The sequence below is a fragment of the Paraburkholderia sp. SECH2 genome, from assembly GCF_030464795.1.
In the GTDB taxonomy this organism is placed as follows: domain Bacteria; phylum Pseudomonadota; class Gammaproteobacteria; order Burkholderiales; family Burkholderiaceae; genus Paraburkholderia; species Paraburkholderia aspalathi.
The window spans coordinates 21,057-35,790 of sequence record NZ_JALPRH010000033.1; the positions used below are offsets into that span (position 1 = coordinate 21,057).

Sequence of the window (14,734 nt, forward strand, 5' to 3'; positions counted from 1 at the left end):
TCGGCCACGCCGCAGGAATTTTTATCGCTGCCCGGAATGCTTGCGGCGCCGTGCTCGGGAAGCGGGGCGCCGCAGACTTATACACTCAGTTATGCACAGAGTTATACACACCGGACACAAGATATAGTGCAAAACTGAATTTCTGGCACCAAGTATAGTGTAGTTTCAAGACAGGTCAAATCGTTTTATTTGCTTTCAAAGGCTTGACTTTTGCATAGCGCGACGCGAAGCCGACTCCCCGGAGAACAAGGCACAGCCTTGTTCTCCTCGCATCACGCGAGGTTGCGCGAAGGGTCGTTACAGCGTTTTGGAAAACTTGAGATAGGGGAAGTACTGATCCGCCAACGCGGTATCGCGCTGCAGACGCTGCCACTCGAAATGCGGCCCTGGATCGGTCTTGCGACCGGGGGCGATGTCCGAGTGACCGGCGAGGCCCTCGATCGGATAGCGGGCCTTGAGCGCCGTCACAAGTGCACCGAGCGTGCGGTATTGCGCCGCTTCGAAAGCAGTCGTATCACTGCCCTCCAGCTCGATGCCGATCGAGAAATCGTTGCAGCGCTCGCGGCCGAAAAAATTCGACGGCCCGGCGTGCCATGCCCGCTCGTTGCAGGACACGAATTGCTCGAGCGCGCCGTCGCGATGAATCACGAAATGCGCCGACACCCGCACGCCGCGCAGATGCGTGTCGTAGTACGGGTGCGCGTCGCAGTCGAGGGTATTCAGGAACAGTTCGGCGATCGCGGTGCCGCCGAACTCATTGGGCGGCAAGCTGATGTTGTGGACGACGATCAGCGTCGGCACGACCCCTTCGGGCCGCGCTTCGAAATTCGGCGATGGCAGCTTGTGTGCGGCGGCGACCCAACCGTCGGCGTCGACGGTGAACTGGACGCTCATCGAGCGTCGCGGCCCGAGGGACGCGCGCCATGACGCTGCGCGTGCGCGGCGCTGCAGAAAGGCTGCCCCGCCACCACCACGGAGTCGCTCTTCGGCGCGTGCACGCCGCACTCGGCGCAACGGATCATCGGCTCGGCGAGCTGGGGTCGCGCTTGCGGCGCATTAGGCCCACGCGCGCCGCCATTCGGAGCGCTCTGGCCTCGTGCACCGCCGGCGCCCGCGGCGCCATTCGCACCGGCGCCGGTGCGTTGCGACGTTTGCGCGTCATGACGACGCAGCGCCTTGACCAGCCACTGGCCAACGATGAACAACAGGATCAGCAGAAAAATTTGTCGCATAGCAGGACACTCACACTACAGCACGGTGCAACAGCACCTCGAATACGAAACGGCTGCCGACGTACGCCAGCAACAGCGCGACGAACGACGCCAGCACCCAGCGCAATGCCGCACGGCCGCGCCAGCCGGAAACCTTGCGCGCGGTCAGCAGCGCGCCGAACATCACCCAGGAAAGAATCGCGAAGACGGTCTTGTGATCGAGCCGCAAGGCGCGGTCCACCAGTTGCTCGCTAAACAGGATGCCCGAGACCAGCGTCAGCGTGAGCAGCACGAAGCCGGCGCCGATCAGACGAAACAGCAGCTTTTCAAGTGTCAGCAGCGGCGGCAAGGTGTCGAGCCAGCTCGACAGCCAGCCGTTGCCCGCCGCAGCCGCATTGCGTTGCGACATGCCGCCGCGCATGGCATGCAGACGCCGCTCGACCAGCAGCATCAGAACCGCGTGCAGCGCCGCGATCGCGAACAGACCGTACGCGATATTGGCGATCAGGAAATGCAGCTTGAACATCGGCGCGGCTGAATACGGCAGCACACGCACGCCACTGAACGCCAGCGGCAATAAAGAAGCGACGCAGGCGAGCGGCAACACCAGCAGGCGCAAGCCGTCGAGAGGAAAGAAAAAGCTCTCGATCCAGTAGATGCCGGCGCCGAGCCAGAACATCGCCGACAGCGCGAACGCGAAACCGAACACCATCGCGTTCTGGGGAAAGATGGTGGTGTGCAGCAGCACGCCGTGGGCCAGCAGCGCGACAAACAGCAGCGCGCGGCCCGAACTGCTCATGCCGGAAGCGGCCGATGCGGCCGGGATGCCCGCGGAGACGGGCACCGGCGGCACGCTCTCGAGCATGGGGCGCAAGGCGGCGTGCCGGTGCGAGCGCCAGCCGGCCACGGCGAGACCACCGTAGAGGAGCGCAGTGAGGGCATACAGTACAATATCCATATTCGAAGTTTACACTAGGCCCCTGCTCCGCGACGTCTCCCGCTTCGCGCCCCGCTCCGGCCGCACAGTTCATCGCTCCCCATGCTCGACAATCTGACTCAACGGATGGCGCGCGTCGTCAAGACGCTGCGCGGCGAAGCCCGGCTCACCGAGGCGAACACCCAAGAAATGCTGCGCGAAGTGCGCCTCGCGCTTCTCGAGGCGGACGTGGCGCTGCCCGTCGTGCGCGAGTTCATCGCCAAGGTGAAGGAAAAAGCGCTAGGCGAGGAAGTGCTCAGCAGCCTGTCGCCGGGTCAGGCGCTGGTCGGCGTGGTGCAGCGCGAGCTGACCGCGATCATCGGCGGCGACTATGAAGGCAAGGCCGTCGAGCTGAATCTCGCCGTCACGCCGCCGGCCGTCATCCTGATGGCGGGTCTGCAAGGCGCCGGTAAGACGACCACGGTCGGCAAGCTCGCCAAGCTCCTGCGCGAGAAGTACAAGAAGAAGGTCCTCACGGTTTCGTGCGACGTCTACCGCCCGGCTGCTATTGCGCAGTTGAAGACGGTGACCGAGCAGGTCGGCGCGGATTTCTTCCCGTCGGAACCGGATCAGAAGCCGGTGGATATCGCGATCGCCGCGGTAGATTGGGCCAAGCGCCACTACCACGACGTGCTGCTGGTCGACACGGCCGGCCGTCTGGGTATCGACGAAGCGATGATGGCCGAAATCGCCGCGCTGCACAGCACGCTGAAACCGGCGGAAACGCTGTTCGTCGTGGACGCGATGCTCGGCCAGGATGCGGTCAACACCGCGAAGGCCTTTAGCGACGCATTGCCGCTCACCGGCGTGGTCCTCACCAAGCTCGACGGCGATTCACGTGGTGGCGCGGCGCTCTCCGTGCGTCACGTGACGGGCAAGCCGATCAAGTTCGTCGGTGTCGCCGAAAAGCTCGATGGCCTCGAAATTTTCTACCCGGATCGCATGGCGAACCGGATTCTCGGCATGGGCGACATTCTCGCCCTCGTCGAAGAAGCACAGCGCGGCGTGGACGTTCAGGCCGCGCAGAAGCTCGCCGACAAGGTCAAGAAAGGCGGCGACTTCGACCTCAACGATTTCCGCGCGCAGCTGACCCAGATGAAGGGCATGGGTGGCCTGTCGTCGCTGATGGACAAACTGCCGGCCCAGTTCCAGCAAGCCGCCGCCGGCGCCGACATGGGCCAGGCCGAAAAGCAGATGCGCCGCATGGAAGGCATCATCAACTCGATGACGCCGCTGGAGCGCGCCAAGCCCGATCTGATCAAGGCCACCCGCAAGCGCCGCATTGCCGCCGGCGCAGGCGTGCAGGTGCAGGAAGTCAACCGCATGCTGAATCAGTACGACCAGATGCGCACGATGATGAAAAAGCTGAAGGGCGGCAATCTGCAAAAGATGATGCGCGGCATGAAGGGCATGATGCCCGGCATGCGCTAAGCTTTAGCAAGACGGCGGCGCGCGTGCTTCCGTGCATAAACAACGGCACGCGCGGCTGACTCGGAATTTGTGCGGGTTTATTCTGTACCGCACGCCGTCGTTCTCACCCACACTATGTATACAGTTACCGCCCGTCAGACGTCATGAACCGCGAAGAAGCTCTCCATATTTTTAGCCACTCCGAAGAAATCGTTTCGGCCAACGACGTCAACGCGTCGATCAGCGGCATGGCTGCCGCCATCCGCAACGAGATGAGCGAGGACTTTCCGCTCGTGCTGTCGGTGATGGGCGGCGCGGCGGTGTTCACCGGCATGCTGCTGCCGCACCTCGATTTCCCGCTCGAATTCGACTACATCCACCTGACCCGTTATCGCAACACCACCAAAGGTGGTAATGAGATGCAGTGGCGCGTGGCGCCGGCTGAGTCGGTGAAGGATCGCGTCGTGCTGGTGCTCGACGACATCCTCGACGAAGGCGAGACGATGGCGGCGATCCGCGACCGTATCCTCGCGATGGGCGCGAAGCGCTTCCTGAGCGCGGTACTGTGCGAGAAGATCATTCCGAAGGCCAAGCCACTGCGCCCGGATTACTGTGGTTTCGAAGTGCCGGACCGCTACGTGTTCGGTTGCGGGATGGACGCGAAAGGCTACTGGCGCAACCTGCCGACTATTCGGGCGTTGACCGAAGGGGCTTAATTTAAAGCCTAGTTGTTCCGGCGGCGCCACGTACGGCGCGCACCGGCGTAAAAAAAGCGGCCCGCGGGCCGCTTTTTGTTTGTCAGGCTGGCGATAGCACTGCTGCGCTACCGTGCGGAACCCCGCACCGGATCTCGCTCAAAGTTGATGCACAAAAGAGCGAATACCGCCGAGCATCATTTCGACTGAGATCGCCACCAGCACCAATCCCATCAGCCGTTCAAAGGCCATCATGGCGCGCTCACCGAGCCACGCCTGAATGCGCTCCGCCAGCATCAGCACGATCGCGCAGACGATCATCGTGACGGTCAGCGCACCAATCCACTCGAACATCTTGCCGGGCGCCTGCGACGTCAGCAGCATCACCGTCGCGAGAGCCGACGGACCCGCCAGCGCCGGAATGGCGAGCGGCACAATGAGCGGCTCGCCGCCGCGCGTATCGCCGCCGAACGGGCCGTCAGGATGCGGAAACACCATCCTGAGCGCAATCAGAAACAGCACAATCCCGCCACCGATGCGCAATGACTGGTCGGTCAGACTCATCATGCGCAGGAAGCGGTCGCCGACCACCATGAACACCAGCAGGATCGCGAAGGCGATCGCCACCTCACGGAGGATGACGATCGTGCGCCGCTTCGGCGAAACGCTGCGCAGGCAACTGATAAAGAGCGGAATATTGCCTAACGGATCAGTGATCAGAATCAGCAGGACGGTCGCAGATACGAAGGTGTACTCCACCGTCCGCTCCGCTTATTGCGCCAATGCTGCGCGAACCTTGCCGATCACCGTTTGAGCGGCGTCTTCGACCGGCAGCAGCGTCGCTTCAGCGTCGCGGCGGCCTTGATACTCGAGCTTGCCGTCCTTGAGACCACGATCGCCGATCACCAGGCGATGCGGCACGCCGATCAGTTCCCAGTCGGCGAACATCACGCCCGGACGTTCGCCGCGATCGTCGAGGATCACGTCGACACCGGCTTCGACCAGCTCCGCGTACAGCTTGTCGGCCTGCTCACGCACGGCTTCGCTGCGGTCGTAACCCATCGGGCACAGCACAACCTCGAACGGTGCGATCGACTCCGGCCAGATGATGCCCTTGTCGTCGAAATTCTGTTCGATCGCCGCGCCCAGAATCCGCGTGATGCCGATGCCGTAGCAGCCCATTTCCATCGGCTGCGGCTTGCCGTTCTCGTCGAGACAGGTGGCGTTCATCGCTTCCGAGTATTTCTTGCCGAGCTGGAACACGTGACCGACTTCGATGCCACGGCAGATGTCGATCACGCCCTTGCCGTCCGGCGACGGATCGCCCTTCTTCACATTGCGGATATCAGCGACGACCGGCTCCGGCAGATCGCGGCCCCAGTTGACGCCGGTGGTGTGGTAATCCACTTCGTTCGTACCCACCACGAAGTCGCTCATGTTGGCGACCGTGCGATCCGCGATAACCTTGATCGGCTTCTTCGTGTTGATCGGGCCGAGGTAACCCGGCGGCGTGCCGAAGGTCTCGATGATCTCAGCCTCGGTCGCCATGCGGAAGTCCGCCAGACCCGGCAGCTTGCTTGCCTTGATCTCGTTCAGTTCGTGATCGCCGCGCAGCATCAGCAACCAGATGGTCGGTTCGGCGCCTTCGTTTTCCGTGGCGAGGATGATCGACTTGATGGTGCGCTCGAGCGGGATGTTCAGCAGCTCGGCCACGGCCTCGCACTTTGCTTTGCCCGGCGTTGCCGTCTTCTTCATCTCTTCGGTCGGCGCTGCGCGTTCAGCGTACAACGGCAACGCTTCGGCCGCCTCAACGTTCGCAGCGAACTCCGAGGTCGGGCAATACGCGATCGCGTCTTCACCGGTGTCGGCGATCACGTGGAATTCATGCGAACCACTGCCGCCGATCGAACCGTTGTCCGCTGCCACTGCGCGGAAATCCAGACCGAGGCGCGTAAAGATGCGCACGTACGCGTCGTACATCTTGCGATACGACTCGCGCAGGCCTTCCGCGTCTTTGTCGAACGAGTACGCGTCTTTCATGATGAACTCGCGACCACGCATCACGCCGAAACGCGGACGGATCTCGTCGCGAAACTTCGTCTGGACCTGATAGAAGTTCACCGGCAACTGGCGGTAGCTCTTGATCTGGCCGCGCGCGATATCCGTGACCACTTCTTCGTGGGTCGGTCCGAGCACGAAATCGGATTGCTTGCGATCCTTGAAGCGCAGCAGCTCGGGGCCGTATTTTTCCCAACGGCCCGATTCCTGCCACAGCTCAGCCGGCTGCACCGAAGGCATCAACAGTTCGATCGCGCCTGCCCGGTTCATTTCTTCGCGCACGATGGCTTCCACCTTGCGGATCGAGCGCAGGCCGACCGGCAGGTAGTTATAGATGCCACCGGCAACGCGGCGGATCATGCCGGCGCGCACCATGAGCTTGTGGCTGACGATCTCGGCGTCGGCGGGCGCTTCTTTCAGTGTGCCGATAAAGAAACGGGAAGCTTTCATTCAGATTTTCCAAAAGCGGCGGCTCCGGAGGGACCGCCCGAAAGGTGAAAACGGTGGGGAAACCGACACAGACCCGGCCTTGCGCCGGCACGGACGCGCCGCATATCCGGCCAAACTCTGACCAGGAATTCGGCTCAGACCCGGCAAACGGCCTGCGCATACCAGGCAAAACCCCGGCAAAACCGGCCCGATCGCGGCGCCGAAGCCGCCGCGCAAAGCCTTTGCAGCAAGGGATAAGGCACGGAAAGACTGACAGGCTACCGCAAACGCGGGCCTTTTGCGGCGAATCGTTCCAATCTGGTGCGAATCGGTGCGTCGGGTCCGTTATCTGTTTATAATCAAAGCAATTTTAAAGGATTCGAAGGTGGTTGTATGCTGGATCGTGAAGGCTTTCGCCCGAACGTCGGCATCATCCTCTTGAACGCGCACAACGAGGTGTTTTGGGGCAAACGGCTCCGTGAACATTCCTGGCAGTTTCCGCAAGGGGGCATCAAGTACGGAGAGACCCCCGTGCAAGCGATGTATCGGGAGTTACACGAAGAAACCGGGCTGCTTCCTGAGCACGTCAAGGTGATCGGTCGCACACGCGACTGGTTGCGTTACGAGGTGCCTGACAAGTTCATCAAGCGCGAAGTACGCGGTCATTACCGCGGCCAGAAACAAATCTGGTTTTTGCTCCGGATGGTTGGACGCGATTGCGACATTTGCTTGCGCGCCACCGACCACCCTGAGTTCGATGCGTGGCGTTGGAACGAGTACTGGGTGCCGCTCGACTGTGTGATCGAGTTCAAGCGGGATGTGTATCAGTTGGCGCTGACGGAGCTATCCCGTTTCATGCGCCGGGCTGCGCCGCGTGCGGAAAAACCTGGCGGGCACCATGGGCCGCGTTATCCCCGGATAGCGTCGTCAATGGAAAGTCCGCCGGATTCGACGATGATGACGGTCACCGCCTCGGTGACCACACTCACCATCGAAACGTCGATTCACACGACGATCGCGTCTGATTGCGGTCCGGGCTCCGGGTCGGTTGCCGAAGTTGGCTCCGCGCCGGAACACGAAGACGAATCGGAGCGCGAAACCGCTGGCTCGCTGTTCCGCCCTGGCGTGCGCAATTAACAATTCTGTGCGGCTGTCCACGCCGCCTCTACTGGTGCGGCTCGATGAGCCGCACCAGTGTTTCGAGGAAACCATATTGAAAGCACTTGCTCTCGTCGTGGCGTGCGTCGCCACTGGCGCCCTGCTGGCTGGTTGCGCCAGCAAACCCTCAAATAAAGACGACAGCGCGTTTGCCTATCTGCTGGACCGGCCGAGCAACTGGGTTGAAAACAAGGTGGACGCCTTGCCGCCGCTGCCGCAAGACTCGAATCTGCTGCCCTTCGAGGTTTCGGGCAATACGCCCCTGCAATTCGCGATCGATAGAAATTCGCTTACAGTCGGCACCGACGGCGTAGTGCGCTACACCGTCGTCGTAACGAGCCAGAGCGGCGCACGCAATGTGAACTACGAAGGGATCCGCTGCGATACGTATGAATGGCGCCAGTACGCGGGGCTGAACGCCGATCACGACGGCTGGGACCAGACCGTCGCCAACGACTTCAGGCGCATCGAGAATGGCGCGCTGAACGCCTATCAGGCGGTGCTGTATCAGGATTATTTCTGCGCGAACAAGATGCCCACGGGCAACGCCAAGCAGATTGTCGAGAACATCCGCTACAAGCGCACGCAGACCTCACTGGTTCACTAAAGCAGATTTAGCGAGCGGACTTCTTCGAAAGAGGAAGCCGCCGCGAACGTGAAAAAGCCGTTCCAGCTCACGCTGGAACGGCTTTTTTTCTGTCGTGCGAACCGTGCTCGGGAGTCAGACCAGCACAAGATTGTCGCGGTGAATGACCTCGGGCTCCAGCATATAACCGAGCACCGATTCAATGTCGCCGCTCGGACGCCGCTGGATCAGCTTGGTTTCCGCGCTGCTGTAGTTCGTCAGGCCACGCGCGACTTCGCGCCCTGCCGCGCTCAGGCAAGCGATCACTTCGCCGCGCGCAAACGCGCCCTGCACACCGACGATGCCGATCGGCAGCAAGCTCTTGCCGCCTTCAGTCAGCTTTTCGACTGCACCGTCGTCGATCACCACGTGGCCTCGCACCTGCAGGTGATCGGCCATCCATTGCTTGCGCGCTGCCATGCGTGCCGTGCGCGCGATCAACTGCGTGCCGATCGCCTCACCCGAGGCCAGCCGTGACAACACGTCTGCTTCACGCCCGCTCGCGATCACCGTATTGGCGCCGCTATGCGCCGCGCGTTTAGCGGCAAGAATCTTGGTCAGCATGCCGCCGCGGCCCAGGCTCGAACCCGCGCCGCCCGCCATTGCCTCGAGCTCCGGCGCACCGGCATCGGCCTGCTGAACGAGCGTTGCGTTTGGATCCTTGCGCGGGTCGGCGGTAAAAAGCCCCTGCTGATCGGTGAGGATGATGAGCGCATCGCCTTCGATCAGATTGGCGACCAAGGCGCCTAGCGTGTCGTTGTCGCCGAACTTGATTTCGTCGGTGACGACCGTGTCGTTCTCGTTAATGATCGGCACGACGCCCAGACGCAGCAGCGTCAGCAACGTGGAACGCGCGTTCAGATAGCGTTCGCGATCGGCCAGATCGGCGTGGGTCAGCAGAATCTGCGCGGTTTGGATCGAATGCTCGGCAAAGCGGCTTTCGTAGACTTGCGCGAGCCCCATCTGACCGACAGCCGCGGCCGCCTGCAATTCGTCGATTTCTCGTGGCCGCTTGGTCCAGCCGAGCCGCTGCATCCCTTCGGCAATGGCGCCCGAACTGACCAGCACCACTTCCTTGCCCTGCGCGCGCAGTGCGGCAATCTGCGCGGCCCAGCGGCCGATCGCAGCACGATCGAGGCCGCGCCCGTCATTCGTAACGAGGCTCGAGCCGACTTTCACTACCAATCGCCGTGAATCTGCGATGACGGAACGCATTGTGCGCGGTCTCCCAAGATGACGCGTGATGCATGCCGGCGACCCGTGCAGGCGCCGGCGCTCAGGCTTGTTATTACTGAGGGTCGACGCTCGAGTCGTCCGACGCAGCGGCCGGTGCTTCCGGCTTTGCGCGGAAACGCACGTCGGCAGCGAGATCTTCGGCTTCCGCCGCGCGCTGCGCGTCCGAATGCGCGGCGATGTGGTCATACACCGCGTAGCAAAGACTTTCGCAGCCCTGGCCGGTCAGCGCCGAGATTTCGAACACCGGGCCTTCCCAACCGTAGCCTTCAAGGAAGGCCGATACGCGCGCTTCGCGCTCGTCTTCGGGCACCATGTCGAGCTTGTTGAGCACCAGCCAGCGGGGCTTCTCATAGAGCAGCTCGTCGTACTTGCGCAGCTCGTTGACGATCGCCTTGGCTTCCGCGACGGAATCGACGGCTTCGTCGAACGGTGCAAGGTCGACGATATGCAGCAGCAAGCCGGTGCGCTGCAAGTGGCGCAGGAACTGGTGACCCAGGCCGGCGCCTTCCGCCGCGCCTTCGATCAGGCCAGGAATGTCGGCAATTACGAAGCTACGGCTCGGCCCAACACGTACCACGCCGAGATTCGGCGCGAGCGTCGTGAACGGGTAATCGGCAATCTTCGGCCGCGCGTTCGACACCGATGAGATGAAGGTCGACTTGCCGGCGTTCGGCATGCCGAGCAGACCGACGTCGGCCAGCACCTTCAATTCGAGGCGCACCATGCGACGCTCGCCGGGTTTGCCGTCGGTTTTCTGACGCGGCGCGCGGTTCGTACTGGATTTGAAATGCAGGTTACCGAGACCGCCCGCACCGCCCTGCGCGATCTGCACGCTCTGGTTGTGCTCGGTCAGATCGGCGATCAGCTCGCCGGTTTCCATATCGGTGATAGTCGTGCCGACCGGCATGCGCAGCGTGATGTCGTCGCCGCCCTTGCCGTAGCAGTCCGCGCCGCGGCCGTTTTCGCCGTTGCGCGCCAAATGTTTTTTCGCGTAGCGGTAGTCGATCAGCGTGTTGATGTTGCGGTCTGCGACCGCGATCACGCTGCCGCCCCGGCCGCCGTCGCCGCCATCCGGGCCGCCGAACGGAACGAATTTCTCGCGGCGCATCGACGCGCTGCCATCCCCTCCGTCGCCGGCGATGACTTCAATCCTCGCTTCGTCAATGAACTTCATGCGTAACTCCGTCCCGTGGTGTGCTGCTAGATGGTGCTGCTGGGTTGATGCTTTCAGATGCTGCTATTTTGCCGCGCTCGCCGTACGGTGGGCAATCAGCCGATCGGCTAACCGCGCCGATTTGGCGATGCAATCCGCCAATTCTTCGGACAAAAAGCGCTGCAATAAAAAAAGCCCCGCGAACTTCGCGGGGCCTTTTTCCGGTCCTGAAGCCCGTGCCTGATTAAACTCAGACTGCTGCCGGGACGACGTTGACCATGTGCTTCTTCGCTGCGCCCTTCGTCGAGAAATTGACGTGGCCGTCCGTCAGCGCGAACAAGGTGTGATCCTTGCCGATACCGACGTTTTCGCCCGGGTGCATACGCGTGCCACGTTGGCGAACGATGATGCCGCCAGCGTTGATGGCCTGACCGCCGTAGACCTTGACGCCGAGACGCTTCGATTCAGAGTCGCGGCCGTTGCGGGATGATCCGCCTGCCTTTTTGTGTGCCATTTGATTTGCTCCTTAACCGTTGCGCTTACGCGTTGATCGCGTCGATGCGCAGTTCGGTATAGTTCTGGCGGTGGCCGCCATGCTTCTGGTAGTGCTTCCGGCGACGCATCTTGAAGATGGTCACTTTTGCGTGACGACCTTGCGACACGACGGTAGCCTTGACGGAAGCCCCACTGACCAGCGGCGTACCGAACTTAATCGATTCGCCTTCGCCCACTGCGAGAACCTGGTCGAGCGTGATTTCAGCGTCAATGTCTGCCGGTATCTGTTCTACTTTAAGTTTTTCGCCGACGGCAACTTTATACTGCTTGCCACCGGTTTTTATGACCGCGTACATTGAGAACCTCACTCTGTGTTCATTTTTCCCACGCACCGCGCGCGGAAACCCGTGATTATACATAGAGTTAGCTGCTCGGTCAAAACTCATTGAGAGTCGCCGCGCGCACCGCCCGGCGCCTTGCCGTCCAGCCCCGGCACACGGCCTCGCCGTTGCCTCCGTCGCGCCGTGCCGCAGCCTGCGACCCGGAACTGTCGCGATTCGCCTTATAATTCGCGGCACTACCCAATTCAGCCATCATGTCGTCGACTGCCACCCCCTCCTCCAACGCCGCCAGCCTGCTCGCTCCGATCGCCGAAGACATGCAGCAGGTCAATCGCGTCATACGGCACCGTCTGGCGTCCGACGTGATGCTGATCAATCAGATCTCCGAGTACATCATCAGCGCCGGGGGCAAGCGGCTGCGGCCCGCGCTCCTGCTGCTGGTGGCGGGCGCACTGGGTGAAACCACCGGGCACCGGCACGAACTCGCCGCGGTGGTGGAATTCATCCACACGGCGACGCTGCTGCACGACGACGTGGTCGACGAATCCGACCTGCGGCGCGGCCGCCAGACCGCCAATGCGCTGTTCGGCAACGCTGCGAGCGTGCTGGTCGGCGACTTTCTCTACTCCCGCTCGTTCCAGATGATGGTCGGCGTGGGCAAGATGCGCGTGATGGAAATCCTGTCGGAGGCGACCAACATCATCTCCGAAGGCGAAGTGCTGCAGTTGCTGAACATGCACGACGCCGACGTGGACGAAGCGCGCTACATGCAGGTGATCCGCTACAAAACCGCCAAATTGTTCGAAGCCGCCGCCCAGCTCGGCGCCGTGCTGGCCGGTTCGGACGCGAAGACGGAAGCCGCTGCCGCGGAATTCGGCCGCCGCATCGGCACGGCGTTCCAGATCATGGACGACTGGCTCGACTACACCGGCACGGCTGAATCGATGGGCAAGAACGCCGGCGACGATCTGCGCGAAGGCAAACCCACGCTACCACTGATTTATCTGATCGAACGCGGCACGCCCGAGCAGTCGACGCTCGCGCGGGAAGCCATCGAGCAAGGCGGCACCGATCGTTTCGACACCATTTTTGAAGCGATCACGCGTTCCGGCGCACTGGATCACACACTCGAGTGCGCGAAGCAGGAAGCGATGGCCGCAGCTGCAGCAATTTCTTCATTTCCGGATTCCATTTTCAAAGATAGCCTGCTAGAATTATGTTCTTACTCGACGGCAAGACAGTCTTGAACGAGACTGAAACACCGTAAGAGTCCAGCAGTACAGATCGGGGTGTAGCTTAGCCTGGTAGAGCGCTACGTTCGGGACGTAGAGGCCGGAGGTTCGAATCCTCTCACCCCGACCAGATTTGCCTTGTTAGTTCAAGGCTCGAAAAACCGCCCAGCTTGCTTGGCGGTTTTTTGTTTTGGGTCGCGATTTTCTGCACCGCACCGACGCCTTGCCGCTCCGTACGATTTGCCCCAAAGCGTCATAGACCCTCCGCGGAGGCGGCTCGCCCAGCCCCCTCTGCTATATTCTCTCCATCCCGTCCCCTATCCTTCACTACGCGTGGAACAACTTCCCTTATGGGCGCAGATCGGCGCCGTCTTTCTGCTGCTTATCTGCTCCAGCTTCTTTTCGATTTCCGAAACGGCGATGATGGCGATCAACCGCCATCGCCTGAAACACCTTGCCAACCAGAATGCGCTCGGCGCAAAGACCACTCAAGGCCTGCTCGCGCACACCGACCAGCTGTTGAGCGTGGTCCTGATCGGCAACAATCTGTTCAACACGATCATCCCGGTGCTTACCACCTCGATCGCGCTGCATACCTTCGGCCGTAACAACGTAGTGCTGTCGATCGCGACCGGCATCGTCGCGTTTCTGATTATCGTGTTCGCGGAAATTACGCCGAAGATCGTCGGCGCAACCTTCCCCGAGAAGATCGCCCTGCCGGCCAGCCTGCTGATCGCACCGATGATGCGCATCGGCAGGCCGCTCGTCTGGTTCGTCAATCTGTTCGCGAACACGATCTTGCGCGTGCTGCATATCAATACCAAAGGCGCGCACGATCAGCGGCTTTCCACCGAAGAGCTGCGCACCATCGTGCTCGAATCCGGCAGCTTCATGCCGACCAAGCACCGCAGCATTCTGTTGAACCTGTTCGACCTCGAGAACATCTCCGTCGACGACGTGATGATCCCGCGCCGCCGCATCGAAGCGCTCGACTTCGACGCGCCGTTCGAACAAATCCTGCATCAGCTCGAAACCTGTTATCACAACAAGCTGATCGTCTATCAAGGCGACATCGACCGGGTGCTCGGCGTGCTCCACGTGCGCAAGACACTGGCTGCGCTGCACAACCAGGAACTCGAGCGCGAGACACTGCGCGAGTTGCTGGCCGAGCCGTATTTCGTGCCGAGCGGCACGCCGGTATTCCAGCAACTACAGTACTTCCAGGAAAGCCGTCACCGCACGGCGCTGGTCGTGAACGAATACGGCGAGTTGCAAGGGCTGGTCACGCCGGAAGACATCATCGAAGAGTTAATCGGCGAATTCACTACCTCGATTCCGCGTAGTGCCAATTCACGCGGCGGCTGGAACGAGAACGGCGAATGTATCGTGGCCGGCAGCATGCCGCTGCGCGAACTGAACCGCTGGCTGCATCTCACGCTGCCGACCGACGGACCGAAAACGCTCAACGGCCTGATCCTCGAGATTCTCGAAGAGATTCCGGACGGCGACGTCTGTGTGCAGATCGGCGAGGTGAAACTTGAAGTGATGCGCAGCGACGACCAGGCGATCCGCACCGTCAAGCTGTTCAAGCCGCCGACTCGCACGGGCGCGAAAGCCATCAAGGCGGCTCGCGGTTAAGCCCTGCATGCCGCACAGCGTCGCATATCGGCGCGTCTCGCGCCATTAGCCGATTGGCTGAATGGTGGTGCCAGCGG

15 protein-coding genes and 1 tRNA gene are annotated in these 14,734 nt (G+C 61.7%); 7 read left to right on the forward strand and 9 right to left on the reverse strand.

Annotated elements, in window-relative coordinates; all coding sequences use genetic code 11:
• Window positions 1-297: 297 nt before the first annotated feature.
• Genes ampD through M0D66_RS33800 form a run of 3 tightly spaced genes read right to left on the reverse strand, consistent with a single transcriptional unit; the run spans window position 298 to window position 2,169 of the window.
• The gene (gene ampD, locus M0D66_RS33790; protein WP_200653093.1) at window positions 298-894 is read right to left on the reverse strand and encodes a 1,6-anhydro-N-acetylmuramyl-L-alanine amidase AmpD; all 597 of its coding nucleotides are present in this window, start codon (window positions 892-894) and stop codon (window positions 298-300) included.
• Window positions 891-1,232 carry a PP0621 family protein gene (locus M0D66_RS33795; RefSeq protein WP_266212614.1) on the reverse strand — a complete coding sequence of 114 codons (342 nt, stop codon included), beginning with the start codon at window positions 1,230-1,232 and terminating at the stop codon, window positions 891-893. Before M0D66_RS33795 ends, ampD begins: the two co-directional genes overlap by 4 nt.
• Before the next feature lie 10 nt (window positions 1,233-1,242).
• On the reverse strand, window positions 1,243-2,169 hold the full coding sequence (locus M0D66_RS33800; RefSeq protein WP_266212615.1) for an inner membrane protein YpjD: 927 nt from the start codon (window positions 2,167-2,169) through the stop codon (window positions 1,243-1,245).
• Window positions 2,170-2,250: 81 nt separating this feature from the next.
• On the opposite strand from M0D66_RS33800, the gene ffh reads away from it, so the two are divergent.
• Both ffh and M0D66_RS33810 read left to right on the forward strand, forming a co-directional pair.
• A complete protein-coding gene (gene ffh, locus M0D66_RS33805) occupies window positions 2,251-3,618 on the forward strand; it encodes a signal recognition particle protein (RefSeq protein ID WP_093645225.1) in 1,368 nt (455 codons plus the stop codon).
• 143 nt (window positions 3,619-3,761) lie between these two features.
• Window positions 3,762-4,313 carry a hypoxanthine-guanine phosphoribosyltransferase gene (locus tag M0D66_RS33810; protein ID WP_200620035.1) on the forward strand — a complete coding sequence of 184 codons (552 nt, stop codon included), beginning with the start codon at window positions 3,762-3,764 and terminating at the stop codon, window positions 4,311-4,313.
• Window positions 4,314-4,451: 138 nt separating this feature from the next.
• On the opposite strand, the gene M0D66_RS33815 is transcribed toward M0D66_RS33810, so the two are convergent.
• A complete protein-coding gene (locus M0D66_RS33815) occupies window positions 4,452-5,051 on the reverse strand; it encodes a MarC family protein (protein WP_054040747.1) in 600 nt (199 codons plus the stop codon).
• A 12-nt stretch (window positions 5,052-5,063) separates the two neighbouring features.
• Window positions 5,064-6,800: a proline--tRNA ligase gene (locus tag M0D66_RS33820; RefSeq protein WP_200620034.1), complete on the reverse strand. Its 1,737-nt coding sequence runs from the start codon at window positions 6,798-6,800 to the stop codon at window positions 5,064-5,066.
• A 372-nt stretch (window positions 6,801-7,172) separates the two neighbouring features.
• On the opposite strand from M0D66_RS33820, the gene M0D66_RS33825 reads away from it, so the two are divergent.
• Together M0D66_RS33825 and M0D66_RS33830 are read left to right on the forward strand one after the other, a co-directional pair.
• Window positions 7,173-7,916, forward strand: a complete 744-nt coding sequence (locus M0D66_RS33825; protein ID WP_093645229.1) for an RNA pyrophosphohydrolase — start codon at window positions 7,173-7,175, stop codon at window positions 7,914-7,916.
• 76 nt (window positions 7,917-7,992) lie between these two features.
• Window positions 7,993-8,544 (forward strand): CNP1-like family protein, encoded by a 552-nt coding sequence (locus tag M0D66_RS33830; RefSeq protein ID WP_093645231.1) that lies wholly within the window; start codon window positions 7,993-7,995, stop codon window positions 8,542-8,544.
• A gap of 114 nt (window positions 8,545-8,658) precedes the next feature.
• On the opposite strand, the gene proB is transcribed toward M0D66_RS33830, so the two are convergent.
• The 4 genes from proB to rplU form a co-directional block, all read right to left on the reverse strand.
• A complete protein-coding gene (gene proB, locus M0D66_RS33835) occupies window positions 8,659-9,777 on the reverse strand; it encodes a glutamate 5-kinase (protein ID WP_211706795.1) in 1,119 nt (372 codons plus the stop codon).
• A gap of 73 nt (window positions 9,778-9,850) precedes the next feature.
• Window positions 9,851-10,972 carry a GTPase ObgE gene (obgE, locus tag M0D66_RS33840; protein ID WP_266212617.1) on the reverse strand — a complete coding sequence of 374 codons (1,122 nt, stop codon included), beginning with the start codon at window positions 10,970-10,972 and terminating at the stop codon, window positions 9,851-9,853.
• Between the two features lie 229 nt (window positions 10,973-11,201).
• Entirely contained in the window at window positions 11,202-11,465 is a 264-nt protein-coding gene (gene rpmA / locus M0D66_RS33845) for a 50S ribosomal protein L27 (protein WP_007180330.1), read from the reverse strand.
• Window positions 11,466-11,490: 25 nt separating this feature from the next.
• Window positions 11,491-11,802 (reverse strand): 50S ribosomal protein L21, encoded by a 312-nt coding sequence (rplU, locus tag M0D66_RS33850; RefSeq protein WP_007180329.1) that lies wholly within the window; start codon window positions 11,800-11,802, stop codon window positions 11,491-11,493.
• Between the two features lie 239 nt (window positions 11,803-12,041).
• Between rplU and M0D66_RS33855 the strand changes: the two genes are divergently transcribed.
• The 3 genes from M0D66_RS33855 (at window position 12,042) to M0D66_RS33865 (ending at window position 14,657) form a co-directional block, all read left to right on the forward strand.
• Window positions 12,042-13,034 carry a polyprenyl synthetase family protein gene (locus M0D66_RS33855; RefSeq protein WP_211706794.1) on the forward strand — a complete coding sequence of 331 codons (993 nt, stop codon included), beginning with the start codon at window positions 12,042-12,044 and terminating at the stop codon, window positions 13,032-13,034.
• Between the two features lie 38 nt (window positions 13,035-13,072).
• Window positions 13,073-13,149 (forward strand) — tRNA-Pro (locus M0D66_RS33860).
• A 203-nt stretch (window positions 13,150-13,352) separates the two neighbouring features.
• The gene (locus M0D66_RS33865) at window positions 13,353-14,657 is read left to right on the forward strand and encodes an HlyC/CorC family transporter (RefSeq protein ID WP_256455991.1); all 1,305 of its coding nucleotides are present in this window, start codon (window positions 13,353-13,355) and stop codon (window positions 14,655-14,657) included.
• Window positions 14,658-14,734 lie beyond the last annotated feature (77 nt).

What these genes read in the sequence shown, in the direction of transcription:
- M0D66_RS33820 (WP_200620034.1), bottom strand. Translation starts at nt 6,800, where the DNA reads ATGAAAGCTTCCCGTTTCTTTATCGGCACACTGAAAGAAGCGCCCGCC.
- obgE (WP_266212617.1), bottom strand. Translation starts at nt 10,972, where the DNA reads ATGAAGTTCATTGACGAAGCGAGGATTGAAGTCATCGCCGGCGACGGA.
- M0D66_RS33800 (WP_266212615.1), bottom strand. Translation starts at nt 2,169, where the DNA reads ATGGATATTGTACTGTATGCCCTCACTGCGCTCCTCTACGGTGGTCTC.
- M0D66_RS33795 (WP_266212614.1), bottom strand. Translation starts at nt 1,232, where the DNA reads ATGCGACAAATTTTTCTGCTGATCCTGTTGTTCATCGTTGGCCAGTGG.
- rplU (WP_007180329.1), bottom strand. Translation starts at nt 11,802, where the DNA reads ATGTACGCGGTCATAAAAACCGGTGGCAAGCAGTATAAAGTTGCCGTC.
- M0D66_RS33810 (WP_200620035.1), top strand. Translation starts at nt 3,762, where the DNA reads ATGAACCGCGAAGAAGCTCTCCATATTTTTAGCCACTCCGAAGAAATC.
- M0D66_RS33825 (WP_093645229.1), top strand. Translation starts at nt 7,173, where the DNA reads ATGCTGGATCGTGAAGGCTTTCGCCCGAACGTCGGCATCATCCTCTTG.
- ffh (WP_093645225.1), top strand. Translation starts at nt 2,251, where the DNA reads ATGCTCGACAATCTGACTCAACGGATGGCGCGCGTCGTCAAGACGCTG.
- M0D66_RS33855 (WP_211706794.1), top strand. Translation starts at nt 12,042, where the DNA reads ATGTCGTCGACTGCCACCCCCTCCTCCAACGCCGCCAGCCTGCTCGCT.
- ampD (WP_200653093.1), bottom strand. Translation starts at nt 894, where the DNA reads ATGAGCGTCCAGTTCACCGTCGACGCCGACGGTTGGGTCGCCGCCGCA.
- rpmA (WP_007180330.1), bottom strand. Translation starts at nt 11,465, where the DNA reads ATGGCACACAAAAAGGCAGGCGGATCATCCCGCAACGGCCGCGACTCT.
- proB (WP_211706795.1), bottom strand. Translation starts at nt 9,777, where the DNA reads ATGCGTTCCGTCATCGCAGATTCACGGCGATTGGTAGTGAAAGTCGGC.